We start from the raw sequence: 25,964 nt of genomic DNA on the forward strand, positions 1-25,964 counted from the left end.
CATCCCCGCTCCCTCGCCGCAACTCAGGCCGCGCTCTTCAGCGGGCCGATCTTCTCGTGGAAATCCGGGCCGTTGACCGTCTTCGTCACGTAGCCGTCGCGGATGAGGTAGTCGCCGAAGCGCTCGCCGGGCTGCTTGTTCTTTGCGTAGGCCGCGAACAGGGGATCGAGGATCGTCTTGATCTCGGAGGCGGTGACGTCCTCGCCGTAGAGCTTGCCCAGGCGCGAGCCGTCGAAGGCCGCCCCGAGATAGAGGTGGTAGCGCTCGGGACCGCGACCCACGAGACCGATCTCGGCGATGAACGGCCGGGCGCAGCCGTTGGGGCAGCCGGTCATCCGGATGGTGATCTCGTCGTCCTGCAATCCGTGGGACGCGAGGCTGGTCTCGAGCTCGGTCATCAGGTCGGGCAGGTAGCGCTCGCTCTCGGCCAGCGCGAGGCCGCAGGTCGGCAGCGCCACGCAGGCCATGGAGTTGCGGCGGAGTGCGCTCGCACCCTTCATCATGCCGTGCTGGTCGACCAGGGCCTCGATCTCGGCACGCTTCTCGGACGGCACGTTGGCGATGATGACGTTCTGGTTGCCGGTGAGGCGGAAGTCGCCCTCGTGAATCTCGGCGATGCGGCGCAGGCCCGTGAGCAGCTGCGGGCCGTTCTCGTAATCCTTGATCCGCCCGGAAGCGACGTAGAGCGTCAGGTGGTGGCGGCCGTCGTCGCCCTCGGTCCAGCCGTAGCGGTCGCCGTTGCCCGTGAAGGTGAAGGGCTTCGGGTCGGCCAGCGGCTTGCCGACGCGCTTCTCCACCTCGGCCCGGAAGGCGGCCAGCCCGTAGCGCTCGATGGTGTACTTCAGGCGGGCGTTCTTGCGGACCTTGCGGTTGCCCCAGTCGCGCTGCACCGTCATCACGGCCTCGGCCGCCTTCAGGGCGTCCTCGGGCGCGACGAAGCACATCACGTCGGCGGTGCGCGGGAACGTGTCGGTCTCGCCGTGGGTCATGCCCATGCCGCCGCCGACCGTGACGTTCCAGCCCGTGACCTTCCCCTTCTTGTCGAGGATCGCGATGAAGCCGAGGTCGTGGGCGAAGATGTCGACCTCGTTCGAGGGCGGCACCGCGATCACGGTCTTGAACTTCCGTGGCAAGTAGGTCTTGCCGTAGACGGGTTCGATCTCGGCCGCGTCCTCGCCGCCGACCACGCGCTCGCCGTCGAGCCAGATCTCGCGCCAGGCGCTGGTCTTCGGCAGCAGGGAATCCGAGATGTTCTTGGCGAGATCGTACGCGACCTTGTGGGCGCCCGACTGCGCCGGGTTCGTCGCCGACATGACGTTGCGGTTGACGTCGCCGCAGGCCGCGATGGTGTCGAGCAGCGTCGCGTCGATGGCCGCCATCGTGCGCTTGAGGTTCGACTTGATGACCCCGTGATACTGGAAGGTCTGGCGCGTCGTCGCCCGCAAGGCCCCGCCCGCATAGACCGTGGCGATCTCGTCCAGCGCCAGCCACTGCTTCGGTGTGACGACGCCACCGGCGATGCGCAGGCGGATCATGAAGCTGAAGGCCTTCTCGAGCTTCTTCTTGGTCCGTTCCGCGCGGATGTCGCGGTCGTCCTGCATGTACATCCCGTGGAACTTCACGAGCTGACCGTCATCCTCCGAGATGGCGCCGGTGGCGTGCTTCAGGAGCCCGTCGGCCAGGGTCCCGCGCAGGTAGCCGGACGCGATCTTGAGGTGCTCGTTGTGCGCGAGGCCGGCCAACCGGGCGGCTTCCGCCTCGGTGATGGGACGGTCGGTCGGCGGGGTCTCGTAGAGGCGGGGAGGGGTCTGCTCGGCCATGGCGGAATTCCGATACAATCAGTGTCGATCGCGAGGCTCGCATCGCTCGCGGATCGCTCAGTGGAGTCGTGCTCTCGGATGCTGTCCGCCGCGTCATTCCAGGGCGCCGTAGGCGAACCCGGAATCCAAAAAACACAAGTCGCGGTTCAGTCGGCTCCGTCGGCGGTTCTGGGTTCCGGGCTCGCTATCGCGCCCGGAACGACGGTGTGATCCTCAGTAGACGTCCTGCTGGTAGCGGTGGGCGCGCTCCAGGGCCGCGACCGCCGCCTCGGCATCGGCCGGGGTGAGGGCCTTCACTTGCTGATAGGCGCGCACGACGGCGCTGCGCACGTCCTTGGCCATCCGGTTGGCGTCGCCGCAGACGTAGAAGCTGGCGCCGCCGTCGAGCCACGCCACCAACTCCTTGGCGTGATGGTCGATGCGGTCCTGGACGTAGATCTTCTCCGGCTGGTCGCGGGAGAAGGCCACGTCGATCTGCGTGAGCGACCCGTCTTCGAGGGCGTCCTGCCATTCGAGCTGATAGAGGAAGTCGTGGGTGAAGTGGCGGTCGCCGAAGAACAGCCACGAGCGTCCGGGAGCTTCCACGGCGCGGCGCTCCTGCACGAAGGCGCGGAACGGCGCCACGCCGGTGCCGGGGCCGACCATGATGATGTCGGTGGCGGGGTCCTGCGGCAGGCGGAAGTGGCGGTTCGGCTTCAGCTTCACCCGCAGCTTGGCGCCGTTCTTCACCCGGTCGGCCACGTGGGTCGAGGCGACGCCGGAGCGGGCCCGGCCATGGGTCTCGTAGCGCACGGCGGCGATGACGAGGTGGACCTCGTCGCCGACTTCCTTGCGCGATGAGGCGATGGAGTAGGCGCGCGGCGGCAGGGGCCGGGTGATGGTGCTGAGGTGTTCGGCCGTCACCTTAGCCGGGAAGCTCTGGATGAGGTCGATGAGGTGGCGGCCCTCGATCCAGGCCTTGGCTTCGCCGCTGTCGATGAGCTTCTGCGCCTCGGCATGGCCCGTGGCCTTGGCGAAGCGCTCCACCGTGGTGGCCGACAGGGTGGTGATGTCGCGCTCGGCGAGCAGCGCCCGTCGCAGGGCGTCGTCGCCGGAGAGCCCCGTCGCGGTCAGGATCTCGTCCACGAGGGCGGGGTCGTTCTCGGGGTAGATCTCGAGGCTGTCGCCCGGCTCGTAGGCCGGCGCGCCGTCCTCGAATTCGAGGGCGATGTGGATCGTCTCCTTGTCGGAGCGCGACGAGTTCAGGTTCACGTGGTCGACGACCTCGACCACCCGGGGCTCGCGGCTCGGCTCGGCCTCCTCGTCGTCCTCGGCGGCGCGGGCGGCGAAGTCGACGGCCACAACGTTGTCGGCGCTCGGCGCCGGGGCCAGGGCCTTGAGGGTGTTCTTGATCCACTCGGCGGCCGGCTTGTCGAAGTCGAGGTCGAGGTCGGCGCGCTCGTATGCGCGCTTGGCGCCGAGCGCCTCGAAGCGGGCATCAAGCGCCTTCCCGATGGCGCAGAACTCCGCGTAGGAGGTGTCGCCGAGCGCCAGCACGGCGAAATCGATGCCGTCGAGGCGCGGCGCGCCGTCCCCCATGAGTTCGCCGTAGGCCCGCATGGCCCGGGCCGGGGGCTCGCCCTCGCCCCAGGTCGCCGCGATGGCCACCACGTGCTTCTCGCCCGCGAGCGACGCCACGTCGAGATCGAAGAAATCCACGATCTTGGGCTTGAACCCGTTCTTGCGGGCGAGTTTGGCGACATCGCTCGCGAGCTTCTCCGAATTGCCGGATTCGCTGGCGAACAGGATGGTCAGGGGCTCGGCCGCCTTCGGGGGGGCGGCGGGCGCGGCGGCGGCGGGCTGGCCGCCCGCGGCGTCGAGGCCTGCGAGGAAGCCGGCGAGCCAGGCCCGCTGGATCGGGGTCGCGGCGCCCAGGACGGCGTCGAGGCTCGCCCGTTCCTTGTCTTCGAACGGGGCCGTGCGGGGGAGGATCGCGTGTCGTGCCATTGGGAAAGCCATGTCGTCCTGAGCGGCCGCGCTGCCAACGGAATGTCCGTTTTACAGAACGACGTCACGGTAGAAGGAGCTGCCTGCGGTTGCGCCGCAAAACAGAAGTTCGTTCTCTTGTGCCTATTCCCCCGCAACCACCGACAGCGTCGGCATGAAGCGTCCGCTGGCCGGTGGAGCCGGCAGGGGCAGGGCGGTGGTGGACTTCACCTTCTCCATGGCGAAGCGCGATGTCACGTTCTTCAACGGCAGCGTCGCGATGAGATGCTTATAGAAGGTGTCGTAGGCGCGCATATCGGCCACGACGACGCGCAGCATGTAGTCCACATCCCCGGCCATGCGGTAGAATTCCAGCACCTCCGGCATGGCCGAGACGGTCTCGGCGAAGCGCTCCAGCCACTCGCGGGAATGGTCTGCGGTCTCGATGGAGACGAACACCGTCAGGCCGAGGCCGAGTTTCACGGGATCGAGCACGGCGACGCGCCGGTCGATGACCCCATCGGCCTCCAGGCGCTGGATGCGCTTCCAGCACGGGGTCTGCGACAGGCCGACCCGCTCGCCGATGGTGGCGATGGAGAGCGTGGCGTCGTGCTGCAACAGCCCGAGGATCTTCAGATCGATCGCATCCAAGGTGGCCTCGTGTCGGTTCCGGGATCGGCGCGGCGTGCGGACGAGCACGGCGCACGACCCTTATGAGAAGGATCTTTCCTTGTCAGGCAACCATGACGGGATCGGGCCGTTGGCCGATCGCACCGCCCACAGGGCCGGGATGTCCGGCACGCAGGCTGTGATGCCTTGACAGCGTTCGTTATAGCGAACATTTCAATCGTCAGACAAGCGGACATTCCGAACACCGTCATGAGCTTTCCCCTGGAACACGCGGCGCGCGCCCTCGCCGACGGCATGGCCGGCCTCGACCTCAAGGGCCGCATCGCCCTCATCGAGGCGACGGTACCGGGCCGCCTCGTCTTCACCACGAGCCTCGGCATCGAGGATCAGGCCCTGACGCACGCGCTGGCGATGAACAAGGGTCGTACCGAGATCGTCACCCTCGACACCGGCCGGCTCTACCCCGAGACCTACGACACCTGGACCGAGACCGAATCGGCCTACGGCATCCGCATCCAGGCCTACGCGCCGGAGCGCGAGGCCGAGGAGCGCTTCGTGCGGGAGGAGGGGATCAACGGCTTTCGCCAGTCGGTGTCCGCGCGGCAGGCCTGCTGCGGCTTCCGCAAAGTCGAGCCCCTGGGGCGGGCGCTCGCGGGCGCCGCCGGCTGGCTGACGGGCCTGCGCGCCGGGCAATCGGCGAACCGGGCCGACACGCCGCTGGCCGAAGCCGACGAAGCGCGCGGCCTCATCAAGATCAACCCGCTCGCCGACTGGAGCCGGGCGAATGTCGAGCGCTTCGTCTCCGACAACTACATCCCCTACAACGTCCTGCACGACCGCGGCTTTCCCTCCATCGGCTGCGCCCCCTGCACCCGCGCCATCAAGGTCGGCGAGGACGAGCGTGCCGGCCGCTGGTGGTGGGAGCAGGCCTCGAAGAAGGAATGCGGTTTGCACATCCACGCCCCAGAGGCCGACGTTCAGCCTGGCCAGGAGCCGGCGGCATTCGAAACCCCGACCCACACGAACGCCCCGGAGATGGCCCGATGAGCGCCGCCCTCGCAGCCACCCGCGCCGAGCGCCTCACCCACCTGCAGCGCCTGGAGGCCGAGAGCATCCACATCATGCGGGAGACCGTCGCCGAGACGGAGAACCCGGTGATGCTCTACTCCATCGGCAAGGATTCCTCGGTGCTGCTGCACCTGGCCCTGAAGGCGTTCGCGCCCGGCCGCCTGCCGTTTCCCCTGATGCACATCGACACGACGTGGAAGTTCAAGGAGATGATCGCGTTTCGCGATCAGCGGGCCAAGGATCTGGGGCTCGACCTCATCGTCCACACGAATCAGGAGGGTCTGGCGCGCGGCGTCGGTCCCATCAGCCACGGGTCGGAAGTCCACACCGACGTGATGAAGACGCAAGGGCTGCGGCAGGCGCTCGACAAGCATAAGTTCGACGCGGCCTTCGGCGGCGCGCGCCGCGACGAGGAGGCGAGCCGGGCCAAGGAGCGCATCTTCTCGCTCCGTACGGCCCAGCACCGCTGGGACCCCAAGCGCCAGCGCGCCGAGCCGTGGCACGTCTACAACCTGCGCAAGAAGCGCGGCGAGTCCCTGCGGGTGTTCCCGATCTCGAATTGGACCGAGCTCGACGTCTGGCTCTACATCGAGCAGGAAAACATCCCGATCGTGCCGCTCTACTTCGCCAAGCCCCGCCCGGTGGTGGAGCGCGACGGCCAGCTCATCCTCGTCGACGACGACCGCCTGCCCCTCGAGCCCGGCGAGACCCCGAAGGACATCTCCGTCCGCTTCCGGACGCTCGGGGATTATCCTCTCACGGGCGCCGTCGAGAGCGACGCCGCGACCCTGCCCGAGATCATCGGCGAAACCCTGGCCGCCCGCACCTCGGAACGCCAGGGCCGGGTCATCGACAAGGACGGGTCCGGCGCCATGGAGCGCAAGAAGCAGGAGGGCTATTTCTAAGATGACCATCCATCAATCGCCCGAGGCCTTCGGCTATGACAGCTTCCTCGCCGCCCATCAGAGCAAGGAGGTGCTGCGCTTCATCACCTGCGGCTCGGTGGACGACGGCAAGTCGACCCTGATCGGCCGGCTCCTGCACGACACCAAGCAGATCTTCGACGATCAGGTCACCGCCCTGCAGCGCGATTCGCGCAAGCACGGGACGCAAGGGGCCGAGATCGACCTCGCGCTCCTCGTCGACGGTCTCCAGGCCGAGCGCGAGCAGGGCATCACCATCGACGTCGCCTACCGGTTCTTCTCCACCGACAAGCGCTCGTTCATCGTCGCCGACACCCCCGGCCACGAGCAGTACACCCGCAACATGGCCACCGGCGCTTCCACGGCGGACGTGGCCGTGATCCTCGTCGATGCGCGTCAGGGTCTGACCCGGCAGACGCGCCGCCACGCGCTCCTCGTCTCGCTGCTGGGCATCAAGCGGGTCGCCCTCGCCGTCAACAAGATGGACCTCGTCGGCTGGTCGCAGGACAAGTTCGCGGCCATCACTCAGGCGTTCGACGCCTTCGCGGCACCCCTCGGCTTCACCGAAGTCCGGGCGATTCCGCTCTCGGCCAAGAACGGCGACAACGTCGTGCTGCCGGGCGCCGCCGTGCCCTGGTACACGGGCACGCCGCTGCTGCAGTACCTCGAAGAGGTGCCCGTGCGCGTCGAGGAGCAGGCGGCGCCGTTCCGCATGGCGGTGCAGTGGGTCAACCGGCCGAACTCCGAGTTCCGGGGCTTCGCCGGCCTCATCGCCAGCGGCCGCGTCGCCCCCGGCGACAGCGTCGTCATCGCACCCTCGAACCGCACCTCCACCATCGCCCGGATCTACACCGCCGACGGTGACCTGCCGCACGCGGTGGAGGGCCAGTCCGTGACCCTCGTGCTGGCCGACGAGGTCGATGCCTCGCGCGGCGCCGTCATCGCGGCGGCCTCCGCGCCGATCCGCGTCACCGACAGTCTCGGCGCCCGCCTGTTCTGGGCCGCCGAGACCGAGCTGAACCAGGGCGCGACCCTGCTCGCCAAGATCGGCACCGTCACGGTCAACGCCGTGGTCAGCACCATCCGCAGCCGCCTCGATCCCGAGACGGGGCAGGCCGAGCCCGTGACCCGGCTCGTCGCCAACGACATCGGCGACGTGACCCTGACCCTCGACCGGCCGGTGCCGGTGGACGCCTACGCGCAGAACCGCGACACCGGCGGCTTCATCCTCATCGACCGCGAGACCACGGACACGGCGGCGTTGGGTCTCGTCCAGGCGGCGTCCTCCGCCCCGAAGCCGGCGGAGACCAACGTCGCCGAATCCGAGCCCTTCGAACCCGTCAAGTCCGGCGGCCTGCTCTCCGGCATCAAGCGCCTGTTCGGCGGCTGATCCTTCGGCCCGACCCGCCCTCGCGCCGCCGTCCCCTTGCGGGGGCGGCGGCGTTGTCGTGTCGGAGGGTGACGGGCGCGGCGGCGATGTGCGAAACGGCTGACCCCGTCGTCCATCAAAGGATCGGTTTGTAGGAAAAATGGCGAAATTTCACTTCGTCGAGGATTACGAGCGCTACGTCGCCGACCTGATTCGGCAGCATCCCATCGACACGGCCATGAGTCTGGCGGTCGGCGGCTCGTACGCGAGCGTCGGCGCCATCGAGTGCGAGATCCTGCTGCACGCCGGCCTGGCGCCCGGCATGGCGGTGGTCGATCTCGGCTGTGGCAGCGGACGCCTCGCCGTGGCCCTCGCAGACCGGATCGCGGTCGGCTATCTCGGCCTCGACGTGGTGCCGGCCCTCCTCGACTACGCGCGGTCGCGAACGCCGCGGGCCTACAGGTTCGTCCTCAACCGCGCCCTGTCCCTGCCCGTCGAGGCGGCGTCGGTGGATGTGCTGTGCGCCTTCAGCGTGTTCACCCACCTTCTGCACGCCGAGACCTACCTCTACCTCGAGGATGCCCACCGGGCCCTGCGTCCCGGCGGCCGCGTGGTGCTCTCGTTCCTCGAATTCGCCATCCCCGACCATTGGGCGGTGTTCGACAAGACCGTGCAGGCCCAACGCGCCAGCACGGTGCCCCACCTCAACCAGTTCATCGAGCGCAACCAGATCACCGTCTGGTCCCAGCGCCTCGGCTATGCGCACGTGGCGATCATCGACGGCAACACCGCGCCCTGGCCTTCGGGCGAGCCGCTCGGGCAGTCCATCGCGATTCTCACCAAGGGGTGAAACTTCGAGCCCCTTGCAGTTCCCGACGTTGTCGTCAGGCCGGCTGAGCGTCTTCTGCGGACGCGCTGTCGAGGCGGATATGCAACGTGGCACCCGTCGCGTCGGCGAAGCGGCGGAGCGAGGTTGTTGTGGGGGCGGATTTCCCACTCTCCCACCGGGCGACCATGGCCTGGGACGTGCCGATACTCTGGGCGACTTCCGCCTGGGAGAGGCGCGCGCGATGACGGGCCTCGGCCATGGCGAATGCCAAGTCCATCACCGGCGATACTGCGTCCCGCGCGGCCCGGTAGTCCGGCTCGGCATTCCACCGTTCGCGGACGGTCTTGAACGGAATCGCCATCACACCACGCCTTTCGCTCGCTCTTCGGCCAGATCCAGCCACCGCTCGGTGTTTTCCGGGTCTTCTTCATGAAAGCGGCCACGATCACGACGCGCTTGCCAGTCCGCGAGAACGCCCTCGTCGAGGACATCGACTGTCCAGCTCATGCCCATGAACTTCTATCAAAAATGGCATTGCGCAATGCGGTCCCGGTGAACTTGCCCCGCTTTCGAACGGCGACTACGGTCCCGCCCGTCCGAAAACCGCGCAAAACTACCGGAGTTCTCCCATGGGCTTTCTCGCCGACGCCCTGTCGCGTGTGAAACCGTCCGCGACCATCGCGATGACGCAGAAGGCGCGCGAACTCAAAGCCGGCGGGATGGATGTCATCAGCCTGTCCGTGGGCGAGCCGGATTTCGACACGCCCCAGCACATCAAGGATGCGGCCGTGGCGGCCATCGCGCGCGGCGAGACCAAGTATACGCCCGTCTCCGGCATCGTGCCCCTGCGCGAGGCCATCGTGACGAAGTTCAAGCGCGAGAACGGCCTCGACTACAAGGCGTCGCAGACCATCGTCGGCACCGGCGGCAAGCACGTGATCTACAACGCCCTGCTCGCCACCCTGAACCCCGGCGACGAGGTGGTGATTCCGCGTCCCTACTGGGTCTCGTACCCCGAGATGGTGGTCCTGTGCGGCGGCACGCCGGTCTTCGCCGAGACCACCATGGAACACGACTTCAAGCTCCAGCCGGAGGAGCTGGAGCGGGTGATCACCCCGAGAACGAAGTGGATCATCCTCAACTCGCCGTCGAACCCCTCGGGGGCGGCCTATGCGCGGGACGAGATGAAGCGGATCACCGACGTGCTCCTGCGCCATCCCCAGGTCTGGGTCCTTACCGACGACATGTACGAGCACCTCTGCTACGGCGATTTCGAATTCGTCACCCCGGCCCAGGTCGAGCCGAATCTCTACGAGCGCACGCTCACCATGAACGGCGTCTCGAAGGCCTACGCCATGACCGGCTGGCGCATCGGCTACGCCGCCGGCCCGGAAAAACTCATCAAGGCCATGGATTTCGTCCAGGGTCAGCAGACCTCGGGCGCCTGCTCGATCTCGCAATGGGCGGCGGTGGCGGCCCTCGACGGGCCGCAGGCGCACCTCGCCGAGTTTCGCACGGCGTTCCAGGCGCGCCGCGACCTCGTGGTGTCGATGCTGAACCAGACCCAGGGGTTGAAGTGCCCGACGCCCGAGGGTGCGTTCTACGTCTATCCCTCCTGCGCCGAGGCGATCGGGCGCAGGGCGCCGTCCGGCAAGGTCATCGAGACCGACGAGGACTTCGTGGTCGAGCTGCTCCAGGCTGAGGGCGTCGCCGCCGTCCACGGCTCGGCCTTCGGCCTCGGGCCGAACCTGCGCATCTCCTATGCGACCTCGAACGCCGCCCTGGAAGAGGCGTGCACCCGCATCCAGCGGTTCTGCGGTTCGTTGCGGTAACCATCGTCGGTCGACCCGCGCCCGGGGCTCCTGCGGCGCGGGGACCAATTGCCGGCTCCCGGCCCGGCGCCTACATCGACACTCCCTGCCGCCGATGCGTTCGATGGTTTCGCGGACCCGCTCGGGCCTCGCATGGTGGCGGGGCCTGTCGTGACGGGGCGGTGCGGACCAGTTCTCTGCACCGTTCCTGTGAGGCCTAGTGGGCCGGGTTGCGGCAGGCGTGTCACGGATGCGGGGAACAGGAACCGCGGCCGTGGCGCAAGGCCCACCCTTTTCACCGCGTCCCGCTCCGTCCGTTGCTGCCCGTCCGGTGTTTGGCCGCCGGGACCGTGTGCGGCCCGATCCGGGACGGTGAGCCGGGTTGGACGGGGCCGTTCGTTAACGCTCGTGGGTGAAGATGCTCCAAGGCCGGGGAACCGGTCGCGTGCCACCGCGTAGCTTCGGGCCTGACCACAATGAGACGCCTCCTCACGGGTGGCATCAAGGCGATCCTCGCCATCGCCGCGCTCTCCACCGCCGCCCATTGGACCATGCGCCTGCAGCGCGAGCCCGCGCCCCGGCCCGTGGCGGCGCTTCCCGATCCGGTGACCACCGGCTCAATCGACGCGCGAAAGCCCGTCGCGGGCCCGGCCGCCGCGTCGGCGGACGTGACCCGCGGTCTCGACCAGCGCCGCCTGTCGGAACTGTTCGCCGGCACCGCACCCGAAAAGGCCAAGGTGCAGAAGGCCGCCGTCAAACGCTGACGGGACTTCCGCAGGGGCGCGCCGCTGCGACCGCGACGACCACGTTTCCGGAACCCTCCGCCCGGGGCATGTGTTGGTCAGCGCATTCCCATCGCAGGAGAGTCCGCATGGCCAACCCCGGCCTACCGATCCCCGAACCCTTGCCCGGCGGCATTCCGGGCGACCTGCCGGCGCCCCCGCCGCCCGACGAGCAGCCGGATATCGGCCCCACCGGTCCGCGTACGCCCTATCCGGTCAACGATCCGGGCATCGACGAGCCGACGGGTCCGGGGTCCGAGCCGGATTACCTGCCCGGTGGCCCGACCGATCCCGGCGTCCGGATGTAACCGTCCGCTCAATGATCCCCGTGCGAGGCACGCACGTCGCGCGGGGCACTGAGGATTTCCGAGAGGCTCGTCACCACGTGGCGGGCCTCTTCGTCCGTCAGGCGCAGCTGGAACGGCGGCAATGCCCCGGCCTGGAGGGCGACCACGGCCTGCCCCTGCTCGTCCGTCCCCACCTCGATGGCCGAGGAGGTCACGTCGAGCATCGCCAAGTCCTCGTCCAGCTCCTCCGGCCCGTCGGTGTCGTCCGGCTCGTCGATGGCCGTGAGGAGATGGCCGACGGCCCGCACCAGGGCGCGGGCGGCACGCGCATCCATCACCACCGCCGTCGCCTGGTCGTCCTTCTGGAAGGAAAGCTGGATGTTCGCGCCTTCGAGGGAAACCGAGATGCCCGCCATGAACCGCCTAACTGCCTCGTCACCGAACCGCCCCCGCCCATTCCGGTCCGCGAAACTCCCACGGGCGAGGCGGGACGCGGCGGAGATGGGCATCGACGGCGCTCAAGAGTGCCTTACAAAATCCCCGTCCGCCACCGGTGCGCGCGTTGGGCGCGGCGGAGCGGAAGGCGTTTCGGAAAGGGACACTAACTGCCTGGACCCGAACCCTTATATGCACCGGGACGCCCGGGATTCCCAGCGGTCGGCGCCATTGCCGCAGGCCATTCGAAGGCATCCGTGAGCCGGCACGCCTTGTTGCGGCCGCATGAACCGACTACATATCTCATCAGCGGGTTTCGGTGAGCCGGGCGCTTGTACACCCAAGCGTTTCACGTCCTGCTGATCCCCGTCAGGACGTTTTGAAGAGGATCTACGTTGCCGTATCCCCAGGATCCGGTGGCCAGATCGACGAACGATACGAGGATCTATTCGTGAATACCGGCACTGTTAAGTGGTTCAACGAGACCAAGGGCTACGGCTTCATTCAGCCTGACGATGGCGGCAAGGACGTTTTCGTCCACATTTCCGCCGTCGAGCGTGCAGGCATGCGCAACCTCATCGAGGGCCAGAAGATCTCTTACGAGATCCAGACGGACAAGCGCAGCGGCAAGGACTCGGCTGGTAACCTCCAGGCGGCCTGACGCCCTCGGCGCCAGCCCTCGGGGCTGGCGTCACCAACGGTCCTCGTGAAGAGCCGTTCACCGTCGGTCATCGATCACGCGTTCCGGATGGGAACGATGGCTCGATCCGGCACCCCGCAGCACCAAGCGACGATACCGGACCCGTTAAGGGGTCCCGCACATCACGACACCTGAAAGTACACAAGAAAAAGCATGTTGTTCGAATACACCCGACGCAGAAGCGTCCGTTCGCCCGTCACCGACGCGGCGACCTTCCGGGTGGACCGTCTCAAGCAGGCCGCGACGCGCGGCGCCAAGACGACCGACCTGAGCCATCTCATCGACACCTCCTACAACTATCATTCGGCCCGCGAACTGCGCTGGCACCTCGCCGAGCGGTTCGGCATGGCCCCCGAGGCCGTGGCCCTGCGCGAGCACGCTTGAGCACCGGCGCGCGGACCCGGTTTCGCTGAGCGAAACGGTTTTCCGCGTTCGAACGGGCGCCGATCGGGTCGCCCCCGTCTCGGCTCCCGACGGGCGCTCCACCCACCTCCAGACGACCGGACACCCCCTCTCCTTCCAGAGGGGGCATCGTCGTGTCGAGCGCGGACTCGGACCTTCCGCGTCGTGGCGACCCTCGTGGGTCGCGCCCCTCGACGACCCTAGCCGCGGGCCAGGGCTTCCACCGTCTCGGCCCGCAGGCCGTCCGGCAGGGCGATGAGGGCCCCGTGGACCGGGTCCGGGCGGTTGTAGGGCGTGGGACGGCCTGACAGGTCGCTCACCGAACCGCCGGCCTCGCGCAGGAGCAGGTCGGCGCCCGCCAGATCCCAGTCGCGGGCGTCCGACGACACCAGTCCGACATCGATGGAGCCGTCGGCCACCCGCGCGACGCGTAGGGCCAGGGATGGCACGCGCTCGACCACGACGAAATCCGGCTTCACTCCGCCCTGGGTCGCGCCGCGTGCGAGGCGCTCCATCATCGGTTTCGGGCCCGTCACGCGCGCGCCCGCGAGGGCCGCCTGCGCGGAGGCGCGGAGGGGCGCGCCGTCGCGGGTCGCCCCGAAGCCCGCCGCCGCCTCGTAGAAATGTCCGCTCACGGGCGCATGGACGAAGCCGAGCACCGGCTGGCCGCCGGCCAGAAGCGCCACGGAAATCGACCAGTCCGGGTGCCCGGTGAGGAAGGCCCGGGTGCCGTCGATGGGATCGACGATCCAGACGAGGTCGGCCTTGAGGCGCAGCGCGTCGTCGGCCGTCTCCTCGGAGAGCCACGCCGCCGCCGGCAGCAGAGCGCTCAGGCGGATCTTCAGGAACGTATCGACGGCGACATCCGCCTCGGTCACCGGCGAGCCCCCGGCCTTCGACCAGATCCGCGCGCCCGTCTGCTCGCCCGCCCGGAAGAACGGAAGCGCGAGGCCGGCCGCCTCGCGGATCGCGTCGCGCAGGGCCGGCACGAGGGCGTGCACCTCGTCCCGGACTTCGACGGGTCCTCGGGCGTGGGCCGCATCCGGTCCACCCGTGGCGGGTGGTACGCTCGTATCGGGCATGCGACTCCTGTCGGATCGGGGTTCTGGCGAAAAAGGCGTTGGGGACGGAGCAGGGAGGATGCCACGCGGCAGGCCGATGCGCCGTCCCGTCCGTTGTAGGGTGCCGGGTCGGCCGCCACAAGGATTGCTGCGCAGAGGTCGATACGCTTGGATCTCGGATATCGCGGCAAGGAACCGTTGAGCATTCTTGGCATCAAGCCCGCGTCCATATTCGCTTAACGCTCACTCTTAAGGTCGCTGGAGGAGGTTAGACGCAATTCTGCTTGTCATAGACGGGCGGTCCAGCAGAGGCCGTTGCCAGCAACAGGGTCACCGGGCCATGAACACTTTCGCAAGCACGAACACTTTCGCAAGCATGAACACCGTCGCCAACCTGAACCACGCCGCCGACGCCGCCACCGTTCAGGCCCTGCCCGCCTTCGTCGCCGCCCGTCTGCCGGTGATCGGCCGCACCGGTGCGCTTGCGCCCACCGGCGTCGCCCTGGCCTTCTCGGAGGACGCCAGCGACACCTGCGGCGAGGATCGCTTCGATCTCCTCCTCGTCGGCGCGGACAGTGCCGTCATCGGTCGCCTCGGCCCGTTCTGCGAGGACGAGGTGGTGGCCCTGTGGCGGGATGTTGCCGGCAAGTCCGGCCTGGCCCGGATGATCGTGAAGGAGGACGGCAGCCTCGCCGCCGTGTCGCGTCAGATCGGCCCCGTGGCGCTGGGCCTGACCCGCACCCGCCGCCGCCACGGCCTGCTCTCCGGCCGCCGCCCGCGCTTCCTCGTGCGTCGCAAGACCGGCTCGCTGCCGGTGCGCCCGCTGATCCATCGCGGCGAGAGCGAGATCGCCTGCGGGGGCGTCTGCTGAACCTTATCCCGTCCAGGCCCGCAGGCCCGCGTCGAGCGCTAGACCGGCGAACAGGATCAGGCCCGCATCGCGGTTCGATCGAAACAGCATGAGGGCGCCGCGCCCGTTTCCCGCTTCCAGGCGCCGGATCTGCCATCCGAGATGGGCGGCGAACCCGGCGACGCCGAGGAACCCCACGGGGCCGGCCCCCGCCCGCCAGGCGGCGACCCCGACGAAACCCGCGGCGGCGGCGTAGCAGGCACCGATGGCCGGCTTCAGACGCGGTCCGAAGGTGCGGGCCGAGGAGCGGATGCCCGCGATGGCGTCGTCCTCGATGTCCTGTACCGCGTAGATCGTGTCGTACCCCACCACCCACGCGATGGTGCCGGCGTAGAGCAGCCAGGCTGGGGCATCGAGACGGCCGAACACCGCCACCCACCCCATCAGCGCGCCCCACGCGAAGGCGAGGCCGAGGACGAGCTGGGGCATCGGCATCACCCGCTTCATGAACGGATAGATCGCCACCGGCAGGAGCGACGCGATGCCGACCAGGACGGCGTCGGCGTTGAACTGCAGCAGCACCGCCAGGCCGACGAGGGTCTGGAGACCGAGGAACGCCGCCGCGTGCCGGGCCCGAACCTGGCCGGAGGGAAGGGGGCGCGAGCGGGTGCGCTCCACCTGCGCGTCGAGGTCGCGGTCGGCGATGTCGTTGTAGGTCGAGCCCGCGCCGCGCATGGCCACGGCGCCCACGAGGAACAGGAAGAGGTGGAGCGGGTTCGGAGCCGTGCCCGCGGCGAGGCCGGCCAGGGCCGCCGACCACCAGCACGGCAGCAGCAGCAGCCACCAGCCGATGGGGCGATCGATGCGGGCGAGGCGCAGGTAGGGGCGCGTCCGCCGCGGCGCCCAGCGGTCGACCCAATGCCCGGCGACGGCATCGGCGACGGGGTGTTCTTCGGATGGGGGGGAGCGGGTCACGCGCATGCGGGACCGGGGGTGCTGGGAACGCCAATCATCCCGCGGCGTATGGCGGGCAATGCCCCGACGAGACAAGTCGCCGGGCAAGTCGCCAGGAAAGGCGCCGGGACTGCGCGATCAGAGTGCGCCCTGGGGCATCTTCATCGCACCGGTGAGGCCCGGGCCGCCGAGGAGGCCGCCGCCACCGCCGCCGTTCTGGGCCTGGGCGCGGCCCTGGGCTTCCATCTTGGCGGCCTGGGCGGCGATGCCGCAGATCTTGGTGCGGATGCCGCCGACCTTGAGATGGTCGGCCTTGAAGCCTTCCGCGAACGAATCGGGGATCGAGCACCACTCCTTGTTGGCGGTGATCCACTTCATCCCCTCGGAGCCGTTGTTCTGGAGCTTGCCGAACAACGCGCAGGCTTCCTGCGGGGTCATCTTCTTCTTCGAGTTCGAGGCGGAGTTCGCCTTGGCCACGAGGTCCTTGCGGGCCTGCAGGGTCTTCTGGATCTCGCCGCACTCGACGGCCTGCGCGAAGGCGGTCTGCGAAGCCAGCACGGAGCCGGCCAGCACGGAGCCGGCGAGGACGACGGCGACCGTCGCGATATGCTTGAACGACATGCTCTGACTTCCCTTAAAGTCTCCCCGACGCCCCGACGGGAGCTCTGCCCCTGACCGCCGGCGCGATGGCCCGATCCGCTGCGGGGACGCGATGCGTCCCGCGCGATTCGAAACCCCGAAAGGCGTTTCGCCATAGGAATGTGGCGTCTTTCGAGTCGCAAACCGCGCCGGCCGTTCGGCCGTGGGCAAAGCGCACAAAGTCGGCCCGCGTGGCTCTTTGGCCACAGGCGGCGCGTTGACAGGCTTCGAGCGCCACGCGACCACCCCCGCATGGCCGCCTACGATTTCACCGCCCCCCGCCTTCACGTCGAGGCCAGCCTCGCGCCGGACGTGGTCCTGCCCCTCGACCGGGCGCAGGCGAACTATCTGCTCAACGTCCTGCGCCGGGGGCCGGAGGATCCGGTGCTCTTGTTCAACGGACGCGACGGCGAGTGGCGGGCCACCCTGGCGCAATCCGGCCGCAAGAGCGCCGACCTCGTGGTGCGGGAGCGGACCCGTGGCCAGACGCCGCGCTCCGACCTGCACTACCTGTTCGCGCCCCTGAAGAGCGCGCGCCTCGACTACCTCGCCCAGAAGGCCGTGGAGATGGGGGCCGGCACCATCCGGCCCGTCTTCACGCAGCGTACGCAAGGGGAAAAGCTGAACGCCGAGCGCCTGCGCGCCAACGCCGTCGAGGCGGCGGAGCAGTGCGGCATCCTCAGCCTGCCGGACCTTCCCCCGGCCGTGCGCCTGCCCCAGGCCCTCGCCGACCTCGCGCCCGAGCGCCTGCTCGTGTTCTGCGACGAGGACGCGCCCCTGTCCGATCCCATCGCGGCCCTGCGCGGGGCAGCCGACCCGGGCGCGCCCCCGCCCCTCGCCGTGCTGGTCGGGCCGGAGGGCGGGTTCGCGCCGGACGAGCGCGCGCTCATCGCGGGCCGGCCCAACACCGTCGCCCTGTCCCTCGGACCCCGCATCCTGCGGGCCGATACGGCCGCCGTCGCGGTGCTCGCCCTGGTGCAGTCGGTGCTGGGGGACACACGCTGACGCCGCGCGCCGTCGCGCGCGTTGTTCGCGCCGCGGGCGTGGATTAAGGAGGCGGCATCCCGACGGGGCGCAACCGACCCCAGGTCGACCGGCCTTTCATCCGACCCTATTCACCACGAGGCCAGCGCATGGCGCGCGATACGTCCGACACGACGCCGCTGACGACGCGGGATGAACTGATCGCGTGGTTCGCCGAGGGCGAGAAGCCGCCCGCGCGCTTCGCCATCGGTACCGAGCACGAGAAGGTTCCGTTCTACCGCGACGGCAACCGCCCGGTCCCCTACGCCGGGGATTCCGGCATCCGCGCCCTTCTCGAAGGCCTCGCGCGCGAGACCGGCTGGGAGGCCATAGAGGATGCGGGCCATCTCATCGGTCTCGCGGGCCAGGAGGGCGGCGCCATCTCCCTGGAGCCGGGCGGGCAGTTCGAGCTCTCCGGCGCGCCGCTGGCCGACGTGCACGCCACGGAATCCGAGTTGCGCACGCACCTCGAGGCCGCCAAGCGCGTGGCCGACCCCCTCGGCATCGGCTTCCTCGACCTCGGGATGAGTCCAAAGTGGACTCGCGAGGAAACGCCCGTGATGCCGAAGAGCCGGTACAAGATCATGGCCGGCTACATGCCGAAGGTCGGGACGCTCGGCCTCGACATGATGCTGCGCACGGCCACCGTGCAGGTGAATCTCGACTTCGCGTCGGAGGCCGACATGGTCGCCAAGATGCGTGTCGCCCTGGCGCTCCAGCCCGTCGCCACCGCGCTCTTCGCCAATTCGCCCTTCACCGACGGACGGCCCAACGGCTTCCTGTCGCGCCGCTCGGAGATCTGGCGCGACACCGATCCCGACCGAACCGGCATGCTGCCCCGCGCCTTCGCCCCGGGCTTCGGCTACGAGGCCTATGTCGACTGGCTCCTCGACATGCCGATGTACTTCGTCAAGCGCGGCGAGACCTATCACGACGTCTCCGGCGCCTCGTTCCGCGACCTGATGGCGGGCCGGCTCGCGGCCCTGCCGGGCGAGCGCGCCACGGTGTCGGACTGGGCCAACCACGCCTCGACGGCCTTTCCCGAGGTGCGCCTGAAGCGCTTCCTCGAGATGCGCGGCGCCGATGTCGGCGGCCCGGCGATGATCGCCGCCCAGGCGGCGTTTTGGGTCGGGCTGCTCTACGACGACGCGGCGCTGGCCGCCGCCTGGGACATCGCCAAGGGCTGGAGCGACTGCGATCGCGAATGCCTGCGCGCCACGGTGCCGCGCCTCGGCCTCGCCGCCCGCATCGGCGGACGGCCCCTCGGCGCGGTCGCGGCGGAAGCCCTGGCGGTGGCCCGCTCGGGGCTCGCCGCCCGGGGGCGCCGCGACGCCCAGGGGCAGGACGAGACCCGCCACCTCCAGCCCCTGGAGGCCATCGTCGCCGCCGGGCGCTCGCGTGCCGAGGGCTACCTCGCGGATTACGAGGGCCGGTGGCAGCGCTCCGTCGAGCCGGCCTTCACCGAGTGCGTTTTCTAGGGAATTTGACGCGGATCCGATCGCGCCGATTGTGAAAGGCTTGACTGTGTTCGTTCGGGAACGGTTCAGGCACGATGCCGTTCATAGGGATATCTGATCGCAAGCCGGAGACGTTCCGCATGTCGCGCATCCTGTCCCTCGCCCTCGCGGGCACCACCGCCCTCGGTTTGTCGGCGGGCTCCTTCACCTCCGCCCAGGCGGCCCCGTTCCCGGCCCTCAACGCCGGCCAGATCGCCGGTGAGCGCGCCGGCGTCGAGAGCGTGCGTTGGCGCGGCGGCTACGGCGGCGGCTATTACGGCGCCGGCTACGGCCGGGGTTACGGCCGTGGCTATTACGGCGGTTACCGTCGCGGCCCCGGCATCGGCGGCGCTCTCGCGGCCGGTGCGGCCCTCGGCATCATCGGCGGCGCCATCGCGGCGAGCCAGGCCCCGCGCTACGGCTACTACGACCGGGGCTATGTCGGTGCCGGTTACGGCTACGGCGCTCCGGCGTATGGCTACGGGTACGGTGCCCCCGCCTACGGCTACGCCGCGCCGGCCTACAGCTACGGCTACCCGGCCTACGGCTACTGAGGGCGGCGGCCGTCCCGGCGGTGAACGCCGGGCTTCCATCCCGACATCACCCGTCGACGGCTCCCGGGCCGCGACGGGTTTTTTCATGGCGCCAGAGCTGATGCCCGCTGAACCGCCCGATCCTGTCGAACTCGACCTGTCGGGCCTGAAATGCCCGCTGCCGGTTCTGCGCACCCGCAAGGCCCTGCGGCGCCTGCCCCCCGGTGCCGTCCTGGCGGTCCTGAGCACGGACCCCCTGGCGGCCATCGACATCCCGCATCTCGTGCGGAGCGAGGGCGACGCGCTGCTGGACCAGGAGCGCCGCGACGGCGCGATTCGATTCACGATCCGGCGCGGCCCGGACTGAGGCCGCCTCATTCGTGCGCCAACGCACTGCTAAGGCCCGCGCGTCGGCCGTCCCGCATCGGACGGCGCGTGAGGAAAGAGCATGGCGCCTGTCATCCGTGGCACTCGGATCCTGCATGACGGCTGGAGCCGGTTTCTCGTCGCCGAGGTGACGATGCCGGACGGAACGCGTCTCGCCCGTGAGATCGAGGATCATGGCCGCGCCGTTGCCGTGCTGCCCTACGATCCGGTGCGCGGCGTGGCGCTCCTCGTCGAGCAGTTCCGGCCCGCGGCCCTCTACGCCGCCGGGACCGAATCCCTCTTCGAGGTTCCGGCCGGCCTCCTCGACGAGGCCGATCCGGAGGAGGGCGCGCGGCGGGAGGCCTACGAGGAGGTCGGCGTGCGCCTCGGGGCCCTGGAACGCATCGCCTGCGGCTGGAGCATGCCGGGCATCTCCACGGAGCAGATGGACCTGTTCCTCGCCCCCTACGGCGCCGACGACCGCTCCGGTCCGGGCGGCGGCCTCGACGCCGAGCACGAGAACATCACCGTGCACGAGATGGATCTCGCCAGCCTCAGCGCCATGAGCGACCGGGGCGAGATCACCGACATCAAGACCCTGCTCCTCGTCTACGCCCTGCGCCTGCGCCATCCCGACCTGTTCGCGGCAGCCTGAGGGGGCCTTCCGGCGCGGCGCCGGTCCCTAAGCAGGTCCACGTCGGCAAGCCAACGTGAACCTGCTTAGCTCTCTGATCTGTCGCGGGTTTTCGACGCAGAGCCGGTGACCACTCTTGCGAAACCCGCTCAGGCGTCGACGGCGCGGAAACTCCGGGCGCCGACGGGTGCGGCGGGGCTGCGATCCATCGCGTCACGGCGGTCGCGGCTGGCGCCCCGCAGCAGGGCGAGGCCGGCCCCGAGGGCGAGGCCGAGCGCCAGGGCGACGGGCAGGATCACCTTGGGCGAGGGCGGCCAGCTCCGCAGGCGCGCCGGGGTCGCGGCCGAGATCACCCGGACGTTGGAGCTGTTGAGGCGCTCCTGCTCCGAGGTTTCCCGTGCCCGCTTGAGGAAGGTCTCGTAGACGGCGCGCCGTGAGTCGAGCTCGCGCTCCAACTCGCGCAGGCCCACGTTGGCGCGGTCGTTCCCGGAGGTCTCCACCTTGGCCCGGTCGAGGCTCTTGCGCACGGCGGCTTCGGTGGCGGCGGCCCGGTCGTAATCCTTCTGCGAGGTGTCGATGATCCGCTCCTTCTCGCGCTGGATCATGCGTTGGAGATCGCGTTGCTGGGCGAATTGCTCGGCCATGGCCGGGTGGCGCTCGCCCAGCCGCGTCGCGAGTTCGGCGGTGTTGCGGGACAGGCTGGCGTAGGATTGCCGCAGGTTCTGCATCTCGGTGGATTGCAGCATCTCCGGCAGGGAGGTGCCGGCCTCGCCCGCCCGCATCCGCCTGGCTTGGTCGAGGCGCGACTGGGCTTCGGCGGTGCGGATCGTGGCGGTGACGAGCTGCTGGTTGAGGTCGCTGAGCTGCTGGTCGCTCAGAAGACGGCCGCTGGTGGTGACGAGCTTGTTCGCCTCCCGGTACCTCACCACCTTGCCCTCGGCCTCCTCCACCCCGCGCCGCAAGCTGGTGAGGCGGCCCGAGAGGGCGTCCGAGGCCCGCCGCGCCGCGTCCATCCGCGCACGGGCCTCCTCGGCGAAGTAGGCGTCGCCGATGGCGTTGGCGATGCGCGCCGATTTCTCCGGGTCGAGGGTCTGCACGTAGACGTCGATGACGAAGGTCCGCTCCGCCCGGCGCACGCCGAGCTTCGTCCGCAGGGTGTCGAGGGCGATGTTGACCGGGTCGCGGCTCGCCGGCGGCGGATCAAGGCCGAGGAGTTGCTTGACGCCGATGACGACGGGGTTCGTCGAAGGGGTCCGGACGAATTCGTCGTCGGTGGCGAGCTTGAGGCGTTCCACCACCCGGCCCAGGACGCTGTCCGACTGGATCACCCGCGCCTGGCTCTCGGCGATGGAGACGCCGCTGTCGGCCTGCGGCGACCGGGTGGTGAGGTCGTTGGCGATGACGGAGAGATCGGTCGGATCGACGAGGATCTGCAGGACCGAGGTGTAGGCCGGTTTCAGCAGTCCGAGGCCCGCGACCGCGAGGGCGACGGCGATTACGCCGGCGAGCACGATGAGGCCGAGGCCCCGCCGGAGCCGGCGCAGGATGGCGGCGGGCTCGGGTGCCGAGGACGGGCGCTCCATCGCGATCGGTTCCCCGCGTATCGTAGTCCCGAAGTCGAACATCGTCCCGTCTCCCGACCGTCCCGCTTCCGGGGTGTCGCCCCGCCCTCGCTCCGCTTCATCCGGGGAACGACCGTACCGATTTGGCACAGGCGCTCCCGTCGTCGACGTGGATGCGGGGTGGTTCAGCAGCGGGCGTGCCAGCCCGCACCGTCCCGGTTTCGCGTTGCCCCGGCTTCGCGTCGGCCGAACCGGAACGGATGAGCGTCGCATCGCGGACGGGCCTCACGGAGCCGTCCGCGGCACCGGCAAACCCTACGAACGCCCCGGTGTAGAAGACGCTATCGCGACGCCGACCTCCACGGGGATTCCTGTGGGGAACCTCGATGACAGGGGGGTATGATTACCGAACTCTGCCCGAATCCCGCATGCGACCCCGTGGCTCGGTCCGGCCGGGGGGGCGCAGGCGACCCCTCAGGAGGCCGGAACGACGCCGTCCGGCGCGTCCGCGTAGGCCGCCGTCCCCCGGTCGAGGAAGCTGCGGAAACGCGCCGCGTCGGCGGTCGCGAGACCGTTCCAGCGGGCCACGTTGGCCCGCGATGCCCGCGCCGCCTCGGGCAGCCGCGTCCGCGCCCAGGCGGCGATGCGGGCGGCCGTGCCCTCCGGGTCGTCCGGCGCGACGAACAGAGCGGAGTCTCCCAGCACCTCGGAGAACACCGCTCCCTCGGGGGCGACCACGGGCAACCCGCCGTGCTGGACCTCGAGGAGGGGCAGCCCGAGGCCCTCGGCCTTCGAGGTGGACAGGAGAAGGTGACAGCTCTCGGCGAGGCGGCGCAGGCCGGCATCGTCGACGTAGCCGTGCAGGGTGAGGAAGGCGGGCGGTGCGTCGAGGAAGGCGTGGCGGCCCCAGCCGACCCGGCCGACCACGTGCAGTTCCGCGCGGATGCCGGCGGCGTTCAGGGCCGCCACGATGGCGAGGGCGGCCGGATAATCCTTGCGCGGTTCGATGGTGCCGATGGCGAGGATGCGCAGGGGTAGGGCCGGATCGTAGGCCGCCGTCCGCGCCAGATCAGCGAGGCCGAAGACGTCGCGTACCCCCGGCCGAAGCAGCGCCACGAGGGCGTCGCGCCGGCACACGTCCCGCACCGCCAGCCCGGTGGTGCGTGAATTGACGAGGAAGCGGCGTCCGAACCGCATGGCGAAGGCGAAGCTCGGTGCCATGTAGAGCCGGCTCTTCCAGCTCAGGTCCTCCGGCCGGGTCAGCAGGAAGGTGTCGTGAACGTAGGTGACGCAGCGGGTGCCGAAGGCGATGCTCAGGGGGCTCGGCGGGAAGCCGGGGAAGACGAACAGCGCCGAGCGGTCGGCGAGCGCCCGTGCCGGCAGGCCGAGATGCTGGGCCAGCATCATCCCGGGTACACCGCCGCTGCGCACGGAATGGACCTCGTGCGGGGCGAGGTTCGCGGCCGAGAACAGGTCGAGGGCGACCCGCTCGATCCCGGTGACGTGGCCGCGCAGGTTGCTCAGGTCGAGATAGACCCGGCGCGGCGCCGGCGTCGCCGTCAGGGCGAGGGCCGCACTCATCGCGCGCGCCGCGAGGGGCTGGCGAGAAGACTGCCCACGTACAGGACCCGGCGAATCCAAAGCGGCAGGTCCCGGCCGAAGACGGCGCGCTTGGCCCGGCGCAGGAGGCGGATCGGGGCGGGGGAGGGGCCCGGCACGGTCCCGGTCTCGCCCGGATGACGCACCCGCGCGAAGGCGAACCGGCCGAGCATGGCCGGCGCGAAGCGCAGGCGCCCGTCGGCGGGCGCCGGGATCAGGCCCCGTGCGACGAGGACGTCGTTGAACCGCAGGGCGGCGGCGGCATGGCTGAACCGGCCCTCAAAGGCGATCCGCGCCTGCGCGCCGAGGCGCCGGCGCCGGGCTTCGTCGGCGATGAGACCGGCGAGGGCGGCCGCGAGGGCGCCGGGCTCCTGCGGGACGAGGACGCCCGAGACGCCGTCGATCACCGCGCTGGTGAGTCCGGAGGCCCGGTAGGCCACGGTGGGAAGTCCGCACAGCCCCGCCTCCACGGGGGTCTGTCCCAGGGTCTCGTTGAGGCTGGCGGTGAGGTAGATGTCGCAGGCGCCGTACCACGCCGCCAGACCGGCCTCGTCGCCGACGGGACCGGCGGCGAACAGGTCGGGCAGGCCGAGGGCGTCCGGATCGTCGAGGCGTCCCACGGCGACGAAGCCGACACCCGGCCGCGCGACGCGGCGCAGGGTGGCGACGAGGTCGGCGAACCCCTTGCCGGGGGCGTCGGCGATGACGGCGGCGAACATCACCAGCACGCCGTCGACGGGCAGGCCGAGGCGTCTGCGCAGGGCCGTCCGGTCGCCGGGCCGGAAGGCCCCCGTGGGAAACGCGAGGTCGATCCGGGCCACGGCGGTGCCGGCAGGCGCGTTGGCACGGGTGTACTCGTGGGTCCAGGCCGAGTTGGTCAGGAGCAGGGGGCCGCCGGGACCGGCGAGGTACGCCCGCTTTTCGGCATGGACGCCCGCGATCCGGGACGGTGCGAGGTAGGGGTACTGCGTCGGGGTCGGGCAGCCCGCGTCGCAGCCCGTGGCGAGGCGGGTGCAGTCGCACGGGAAGGCGCAGCGCCCGGTGATGGGGAACAGGTCGTGCATCACGACGGCGACGGGAAGGTGTGCGGCGAGGCGCGCGAGGAGGCCGAGCCGGCGCGTCGCGCCGTGGATGTTGCCGACGAGGAGGAGATCGTGGCCCCCGTCCCGGATCGCCGCCTCGGTGCGGGGGAAACGGTCCTGCCACTCGGCTCTCGCCGGCACGGCCTCGTCGAACAGCCGCAGGCCCGTCACCCGATGCCCCGACAGCGCGAGGGCTTCGGCGAGGCGGCGATGGGCGATGCCCGCCCCGCCGCCGGCGCCCTGGTCGGTCAGGGCCGCGATGGCGAGGCCGGCGGGCTGCGGAGGCGGGGCCTGACCCTCCGGCGCGCGCTGGAGCAGGACCGGGCGCCCGACCCGCGCCAGCCGCAGCCCCGCGAGGCGTGGCCACAACGCGGCGACCGGAGACGGCTCGGCGAGGTCGAGGCCGCCGGCCGCGCGGATCGCCGCCCGCGACAGCAGGCATTCGCCGCCGGTGAAGGGGCCGAGGCGTCCGGCCGGAACCCGGCCGTCGAGGGGGCCGGGCGCCTGCGCGACCGCATCGAGGCCCAGAACCGTTTCGCCGAACACCACCCGCAGGCCGGTGACGACGTCCGCCGCCGCGAGGGACGCCTCCAGGGCGAGGGACGCGAGGGCGCCCGGCGCCAGGAGGTCCCCCGCCCGCAGGACGAGGACGAAATCCACGGACGGATCGGACAGCAGGGCGGCGACGCGGGCCGTTGCCTCGGGTCCGGGCGGGACGTGATGGTGCTGGAGCGGCCGGTAATCCTGGCCCGCCACGGAGGCGTCCGTGCCGGCGAGGCCGGGCGCGCCGGGGGGCGACGGCGTGAGGATGTGCAGATTCGGCCAGGGCCGTCCGTCCGGAAGGGTCGCCGGAACGGCTCCGTCCTTGGCTCGTGGCCCGAAGGGCCACCCGGCGACGCCATGGCCATCGTGTTCGCGCATGACGACGGTCACGTCCGTGATGGGGTGCCGCCGAGACCTCGACACGCCGAACCAGCCCCAGCCTTTGGCCGAGGGTGGGAGGAATTCATGAAGAATTGCTTGTGCTCTCTGAGCCGGGAAGACCGCTCTCCCGGGGAGAGCTGGTCGGAGTGGCAGGATTTGAACCTGCGACCCCCACGTCCCGAACGTGGTGCGCTACCAGACTGCGCTACACTCCGAAGGC

27 protein-coding genes and 1 tRNA gene are annotated in these 25,964 nt (G+C 70.2%); 15 read left to right on the top strand and 13 right to left on the bottom strand.

All coding sequences use genetic code 11. The annotated features are described in order from the left end of the window. Positions 1-23: 23 nt before the first annotated feature. From ASF22_RS09495 to ASF22_RS09505, 3 genes are all read right to left on the bottom strand, one after another. Complete coding sequence (locus ASF22_RS09495; protein WP_056263603.1) at positions 24-1,820, bottom strand: NADPH-dependent assimilatory sulfite reductase hemoprotein subunit; 1,797 nt, start codon at positions 1,818-1,820, stop codon at positions 24-26. Between the two features lie 213 nt (positions 1,821-2,033). Beyond that, complete coding sequence (locus tag ASF22_RS09500) at positions 2,034-3,806, bottom strand: flavodoxin domain-containing protein (protein WP_056263606.1); 1,773 nt, start codon at positions 3,804-3,806, stop codon at positions 2,034-2,036. A gap of 123 nt (positions 3,807-3,929) precedes the next feature. Then, positions 3,930-4,436, bottom strand: coding sequence for an Lrp/AsnC family transcriptional regulator (locus tag ASF22_RS09505; protein WP_056263733.1), 507 nt, complete (start codon positions 4,434-4,436; stop codon positions 3,930-3,932). Between the two features lie 228 nt (positions 4,437-4,664). On the opposite strand from ASF22_RS09505, the gene ASF22_RS09510 reads away from it, so the two are divergent. The 4 genes from ASF22_RS09510 to ASF22_RS09525 all read left to right on the top strand — a co-directional run bounded on the left by ASF22_RS09510 (position 4,665) and on the right by ASF22_RS09525 (position 8,625). Further along, a complete protein-coding gene (locus ASF22_RS09510; protein ID WP_056263609.1) occupies positions 4,665-5,462 on the top strand; it encodes a phosphoadenylyl-sulfate reductase in 798 nt (265 codons plus the stop codon). Continuing rightward, positions 5,459-6,388 carry a sulfate adenylyltransferase subunit CysD gene (gene cysD / locus ASF22_RS09515; protein WP_056166742.1) on the top strand — a complete coding sequence of 310 codons (930 nt, stop codon included), beginning with the start codon at positions 5,459-5,461 and terminating at the stop codon, positions 6,386-6,388. Before ASF22_RS09510 ends, cysD begins: the two co-directional genes overlap by 4 nt. A gap of 1 nt (position 6,389) precedes the next feature. Then, complete coding sequence (gene cysN / locus ASF22_RS09520) at positions 6,390-7,796, top strand: sulfate adenylyltransferase subunit CysN (protein WP_056263610.1); 1,407 nt, start codon at positions 6,390-6,392, stop codon at positions 7,794-7,796. A gap of 139 nt (positions 7,797-7,935) precedes the next feature. Continuing rightward, the gene (locus ASF22_RS09525) at positions 7,936-8,625 is read left to right on the top strand and encodes a class I SAM-dependent methyltransferase (protein WP_056263612.1); all 690 of its coding nucleotides are present in this window, start codon (positions 7,936-7,938) and stop codon (positions 8,623-8,625) included. Between the two features lie 34 nt (positions 8,626-8,659). Here ASF22_RS09525 and ASF22_RS09530 read toward each other — a convergent pair whose 3' ends face one another. Both ASF22_RS09530 and ASF22_RS23725 read right to left on the bottom strand, forming a co-directional pair. Next, positions 8,660-8,965: a helix-turn-helix transcriptional regulator gene (locus tag ASF22_RS09530; protein ID WP_056263615.1), complete on the bottom strand. Its 306-nt coding sequence runs from the start codon at positions 8,963-8,965 to the stop codon at positions 8,660-8,662. Further along, positions 8,965-9,111, bottom strand: a complete 147-nt coding sequence (locus tag ASF22_RS23725) for a hypothetical protein (RefSeq protein ID WP_156398756.1) — start codon at positions 9,109-9,111, stop codon at positions 8,965-8,967. Before ASF22_RS23725 ends, ASF22_RS09530 begins: the two co-directional genes overlap by 1 nt. Before the next feature lie 122 nt (positions 9,112-9,233). On the opposite strand from ASF22_RS23725, the gene ASF22_RS09535 reads away from it, so the two are divergent. From ASF22_RS09535 to ASF22_RS09545, 3 genes are all read left to right on the top strand, one after another. Continuing rightward, complete coding sequence (locus ASF22_RS09535; RefSeq protein ID WP_056263617.1) at positions 9,234-10,436, top strand: pyridoxal phosphate-dependent aminotransferase; 1,203 nt, start codon at positions 9,234-9,236, stop codon at positions 10,434-10,436. Positions 10,437-10,891: 455 nt separating this feature from the next. After that, positions 10,892-11,179, top strand: coding sequence for a hypothetical protein (locus ASF22_RS09540; RefSeq protein ID WP_056263620.1), 288 nt, complete (start codon positions 10,892-10,894; stop codon positions 11,177-11,179). A 107-nt stretch (positions 11,180-11,286) separates the two neighbouring features. Further along, positions 11,287-11,505 carry a hypothetical protein gene (locus tag ASF22_RS09545; RefSeq protein ID WP_056166762.1) on the top strand — a complete coding sequence of 73 codons (219 nt, stop codon included), beginning with the start codon at positions 11,287-11,289 and terminating at the stop codon, positions 11,503-11,505. Positions 11,506-11,513: 8 nt separating this feature from the next. On the opposite strand, the gene ASF22_RS09550 is transcribed toward ASF22_RS09545, so the two are convergent. Then, the gene (locus ASF22_RS09550) at positions 11,514-11,900 is read right to left on the bottom strand and encodes a hypothetical protein (RefSeq protein WP_056166767.1); all 387 of its coding nucleotides are present in this window, start codon (positions 11,898-11,900) and stop codon (positions 11,514-11,516) included. 470 nt (positions 11,901-12,370) lie between these two features. Between ASF22_RS09550 and ASF22_RS09555 the strand changes: the two genes are divergently transcribed. Both ASF22_RS09555 and ASF22_RS09560 read left to right on the top strand, forming a co-directional pair. Beyond that, positions 12,371-12,580 (top strand): cold-shock protein, encoded by a 210-nt coding sequence (locus ASF22_RS09555; RefSeq protein WP_055956856.1) that lies wholly within the window; start codon positions 12,371-12,373, stop codon positions 12,578-12,580. A 192-nt stretch (positions 12,581-12,772) separates the two neighbouring features. After that, entirely contained in the window at positions 12,773-13,003 is a 231-nt protein-coding gene (locus ASF22_RS09560; protein WP_056166770.1) for a hypothetical protein, read from the top strand. A 218-nt stretch (positions 13,004-13,221) separates the two neighbouring features. Here the strand turns inward: ASF22_RS09560 and ASF22_RS09565 are convergent, their stop codons facing one another. Next, positions 13,222-14,103: a 3'(2'),5'-bisphosphate nucleotidase CysQ gene (locus ASF22_RS09565; protein ID WP_082478733.1), complete on the bottom strand. Its 882-nt coding sequence runs from the start codon at positions 14,101-14,103 to the stop codon at positions 13,222-13,224. Between the two features lie 355 nt (positions 14,104-14,458). On the opposite strand from ASF22_RS09565, the gene ASF22_RS09570 reads away from it, so the two are divergent. Further along, entirely contained in the window at positions 14,459-14,953 is a 495-nt protein-coding gene (locus ASF22_RS09570; protein WP_056166776.1) for a DUF6101 family protein, read from the top strand. Positions 14,954-14,956: 3 nt separating this feature from the next. Here ASF22_RS09570 and ubiA read toward each other — a convergent pair whose 3' ends face one another. Both ubiA and ASF22_RS09580 read right to left on the bottom strand, forming a co-directional pair. Further along, positions 14,957-15,907: a 4-hydroxybenzoate octaprenyltransferase gene (ubiA, locus tag ASF22_RS09575; protein WP_244474235.1), complete on the bottom strand. Its 951-nt coding sequence runs from the start codon at positions 15,905-15,907 to the stop codon at positions 14,957-14,959. Positions 15,908-16,024: 117 nt separating this feature from the next. Continuing rightward, positions 16,025-16,507, bottom strand: a complete 483-nt coding sequence (locus ASF22_RS09580) for a hypothetical protein (RefSeq protein WP_244472856.1) — start codon at positions 16,505-16,507, stop codon at positions 16,025-16,027. Between the two features lie 270 nt (positions 16,508-16,777). Here ASF22_RS09580 and ASF22_RS09585 point away from each other — a divergent pair, with 270 nt between their 5' ends. The 5 genes from ASF22_RS09585 to ASF22_RS09605 all read left to right on the top strand — a co-directional run bounded on the left by ASF22_RS09585 (position 16,778) and on the right by ASF22_RS09605 (position 20,598). Next, positions 16,778-17,530, top strand: coding sequence for a 16S rRNA (uracil(1498)-N(3))-methyltransferase (locus ASF22_RS09585; RefSeq protein WP_056166782.1), 753 nt, complete (start codon positions 16,778-16,780; stop codon positions 17,528-17,530). A 128-nt stretch (positions 17,531-17,658) separates the two neighbouring features. Continuing rightward, positions 17,659-19,026 carry a glutamate--cysteine ligase gene (locus tag ASF22_RS09590; RefSeq protein WP_056166784.1) on the top strand — a complete coding sequence of 456 codons (1,368 nt, stop codon included), beginning with the start codon at positions 17,659-17,661 and terminating at the stop codon, positions 19,024-19,026. 119 nt (positions 19,027-19,145) lie between these two features. Further along, on the top strand, positions 19,146-19,598 hold the full coding sequence (locus tag ASF22_RS09595) for a hypothetical protein (RefSeq protein ID WP_056263624.1): 453 nt from the start codon (positions 19,146-19,148) through the stop codon (positions 19,596-19,598). A gap of 100 nt (positions 19,599-19,698) precedes the next feature. Further along, positions 19,699-19,944: a sulfurtransferase TusA family protein gene (locus ASF22_RS09600; protein WP_056263735.1), complete on the top strand. Its 246-nt coding sequence runs from the start codon at positions 19,699-19,701 to the stop codon at positions 19,942-19,944. 81 nt (positions 19,945-20,025) lie between these two features. Continuing rightward, the gene (locus ASF22_RS09605; protein WP_056166792.1) at positions 20,026-20,598 is read left to right on the top strand and encodes an NUDIX hydrolase; all 573 of its coding nucleotides are present in this window, start codon (positions 20,026-20,028) and stop codon (positions 20,596-20,598) included. 128 nt (positions 20,599-20,726) lie between these two features. On the opposite strand, the gene ASF22_RS09610 is transcribed toward ASF22_RS09605, so the two are convergent. From ASF22_RS09610 to ASF22_RS09625, 4 genes are all read right to left on the bottom strand, one after another. Then, positions 20,727-22,160: a GumC family protein gene (locus tag ASF22_RS09610; protein ID WP_244473663.1), complete on the bottom strand. Its 1,434-nt coding sequence runs from the start codon at positions 22,158-22,160 to the stop codon at positions 20,727-20,729. A 453-nt stretch (positions 22,161-22,613) separates the two neighbouring features. Then, complete coding sequence (locus ASF22_RS09615) at positions 22,614-23,720, bottom strand: glycosyltransferase (protein ID WP_056263626.1); 1,107 nt, start codon at positions 23,718-23,720, stop codon at positions 22,614-22,616. Continuing rightward, positions 23,717-25,741, bottom strand: a complete 2,025-nt coding sequence (locus tag ASF22_RS09620) for a glycosyltransferase (RefSeq protein ID WP_056263737.1) — start codon at positions 25,739-25,741, stop codon at positions 23,717-23,719. Before ASF22_RS09620 ends, ASF22_RS09615 begins: the two co-directional genes overlap by 4 nt. A gap of 141 nt (positions 25,742-25,882) precedes the next feature. Continuing rightward, positions 25,883-25,959, bottom strand: a tRNA-Pro gene (locus ASF22_RS09625). Between the last annotated feature and the right edge of the window lie 5 nt (positions 25,960-25,964).

The organism is Methylobacterium sp. Leaf87 (assembly GCF_001422775.1).
Lineage (GTDB): Bacteria > Pseudomonadota > Alphaproteobacteria > Rhizobiales > Beijerinckiaceae > Methylobacterium.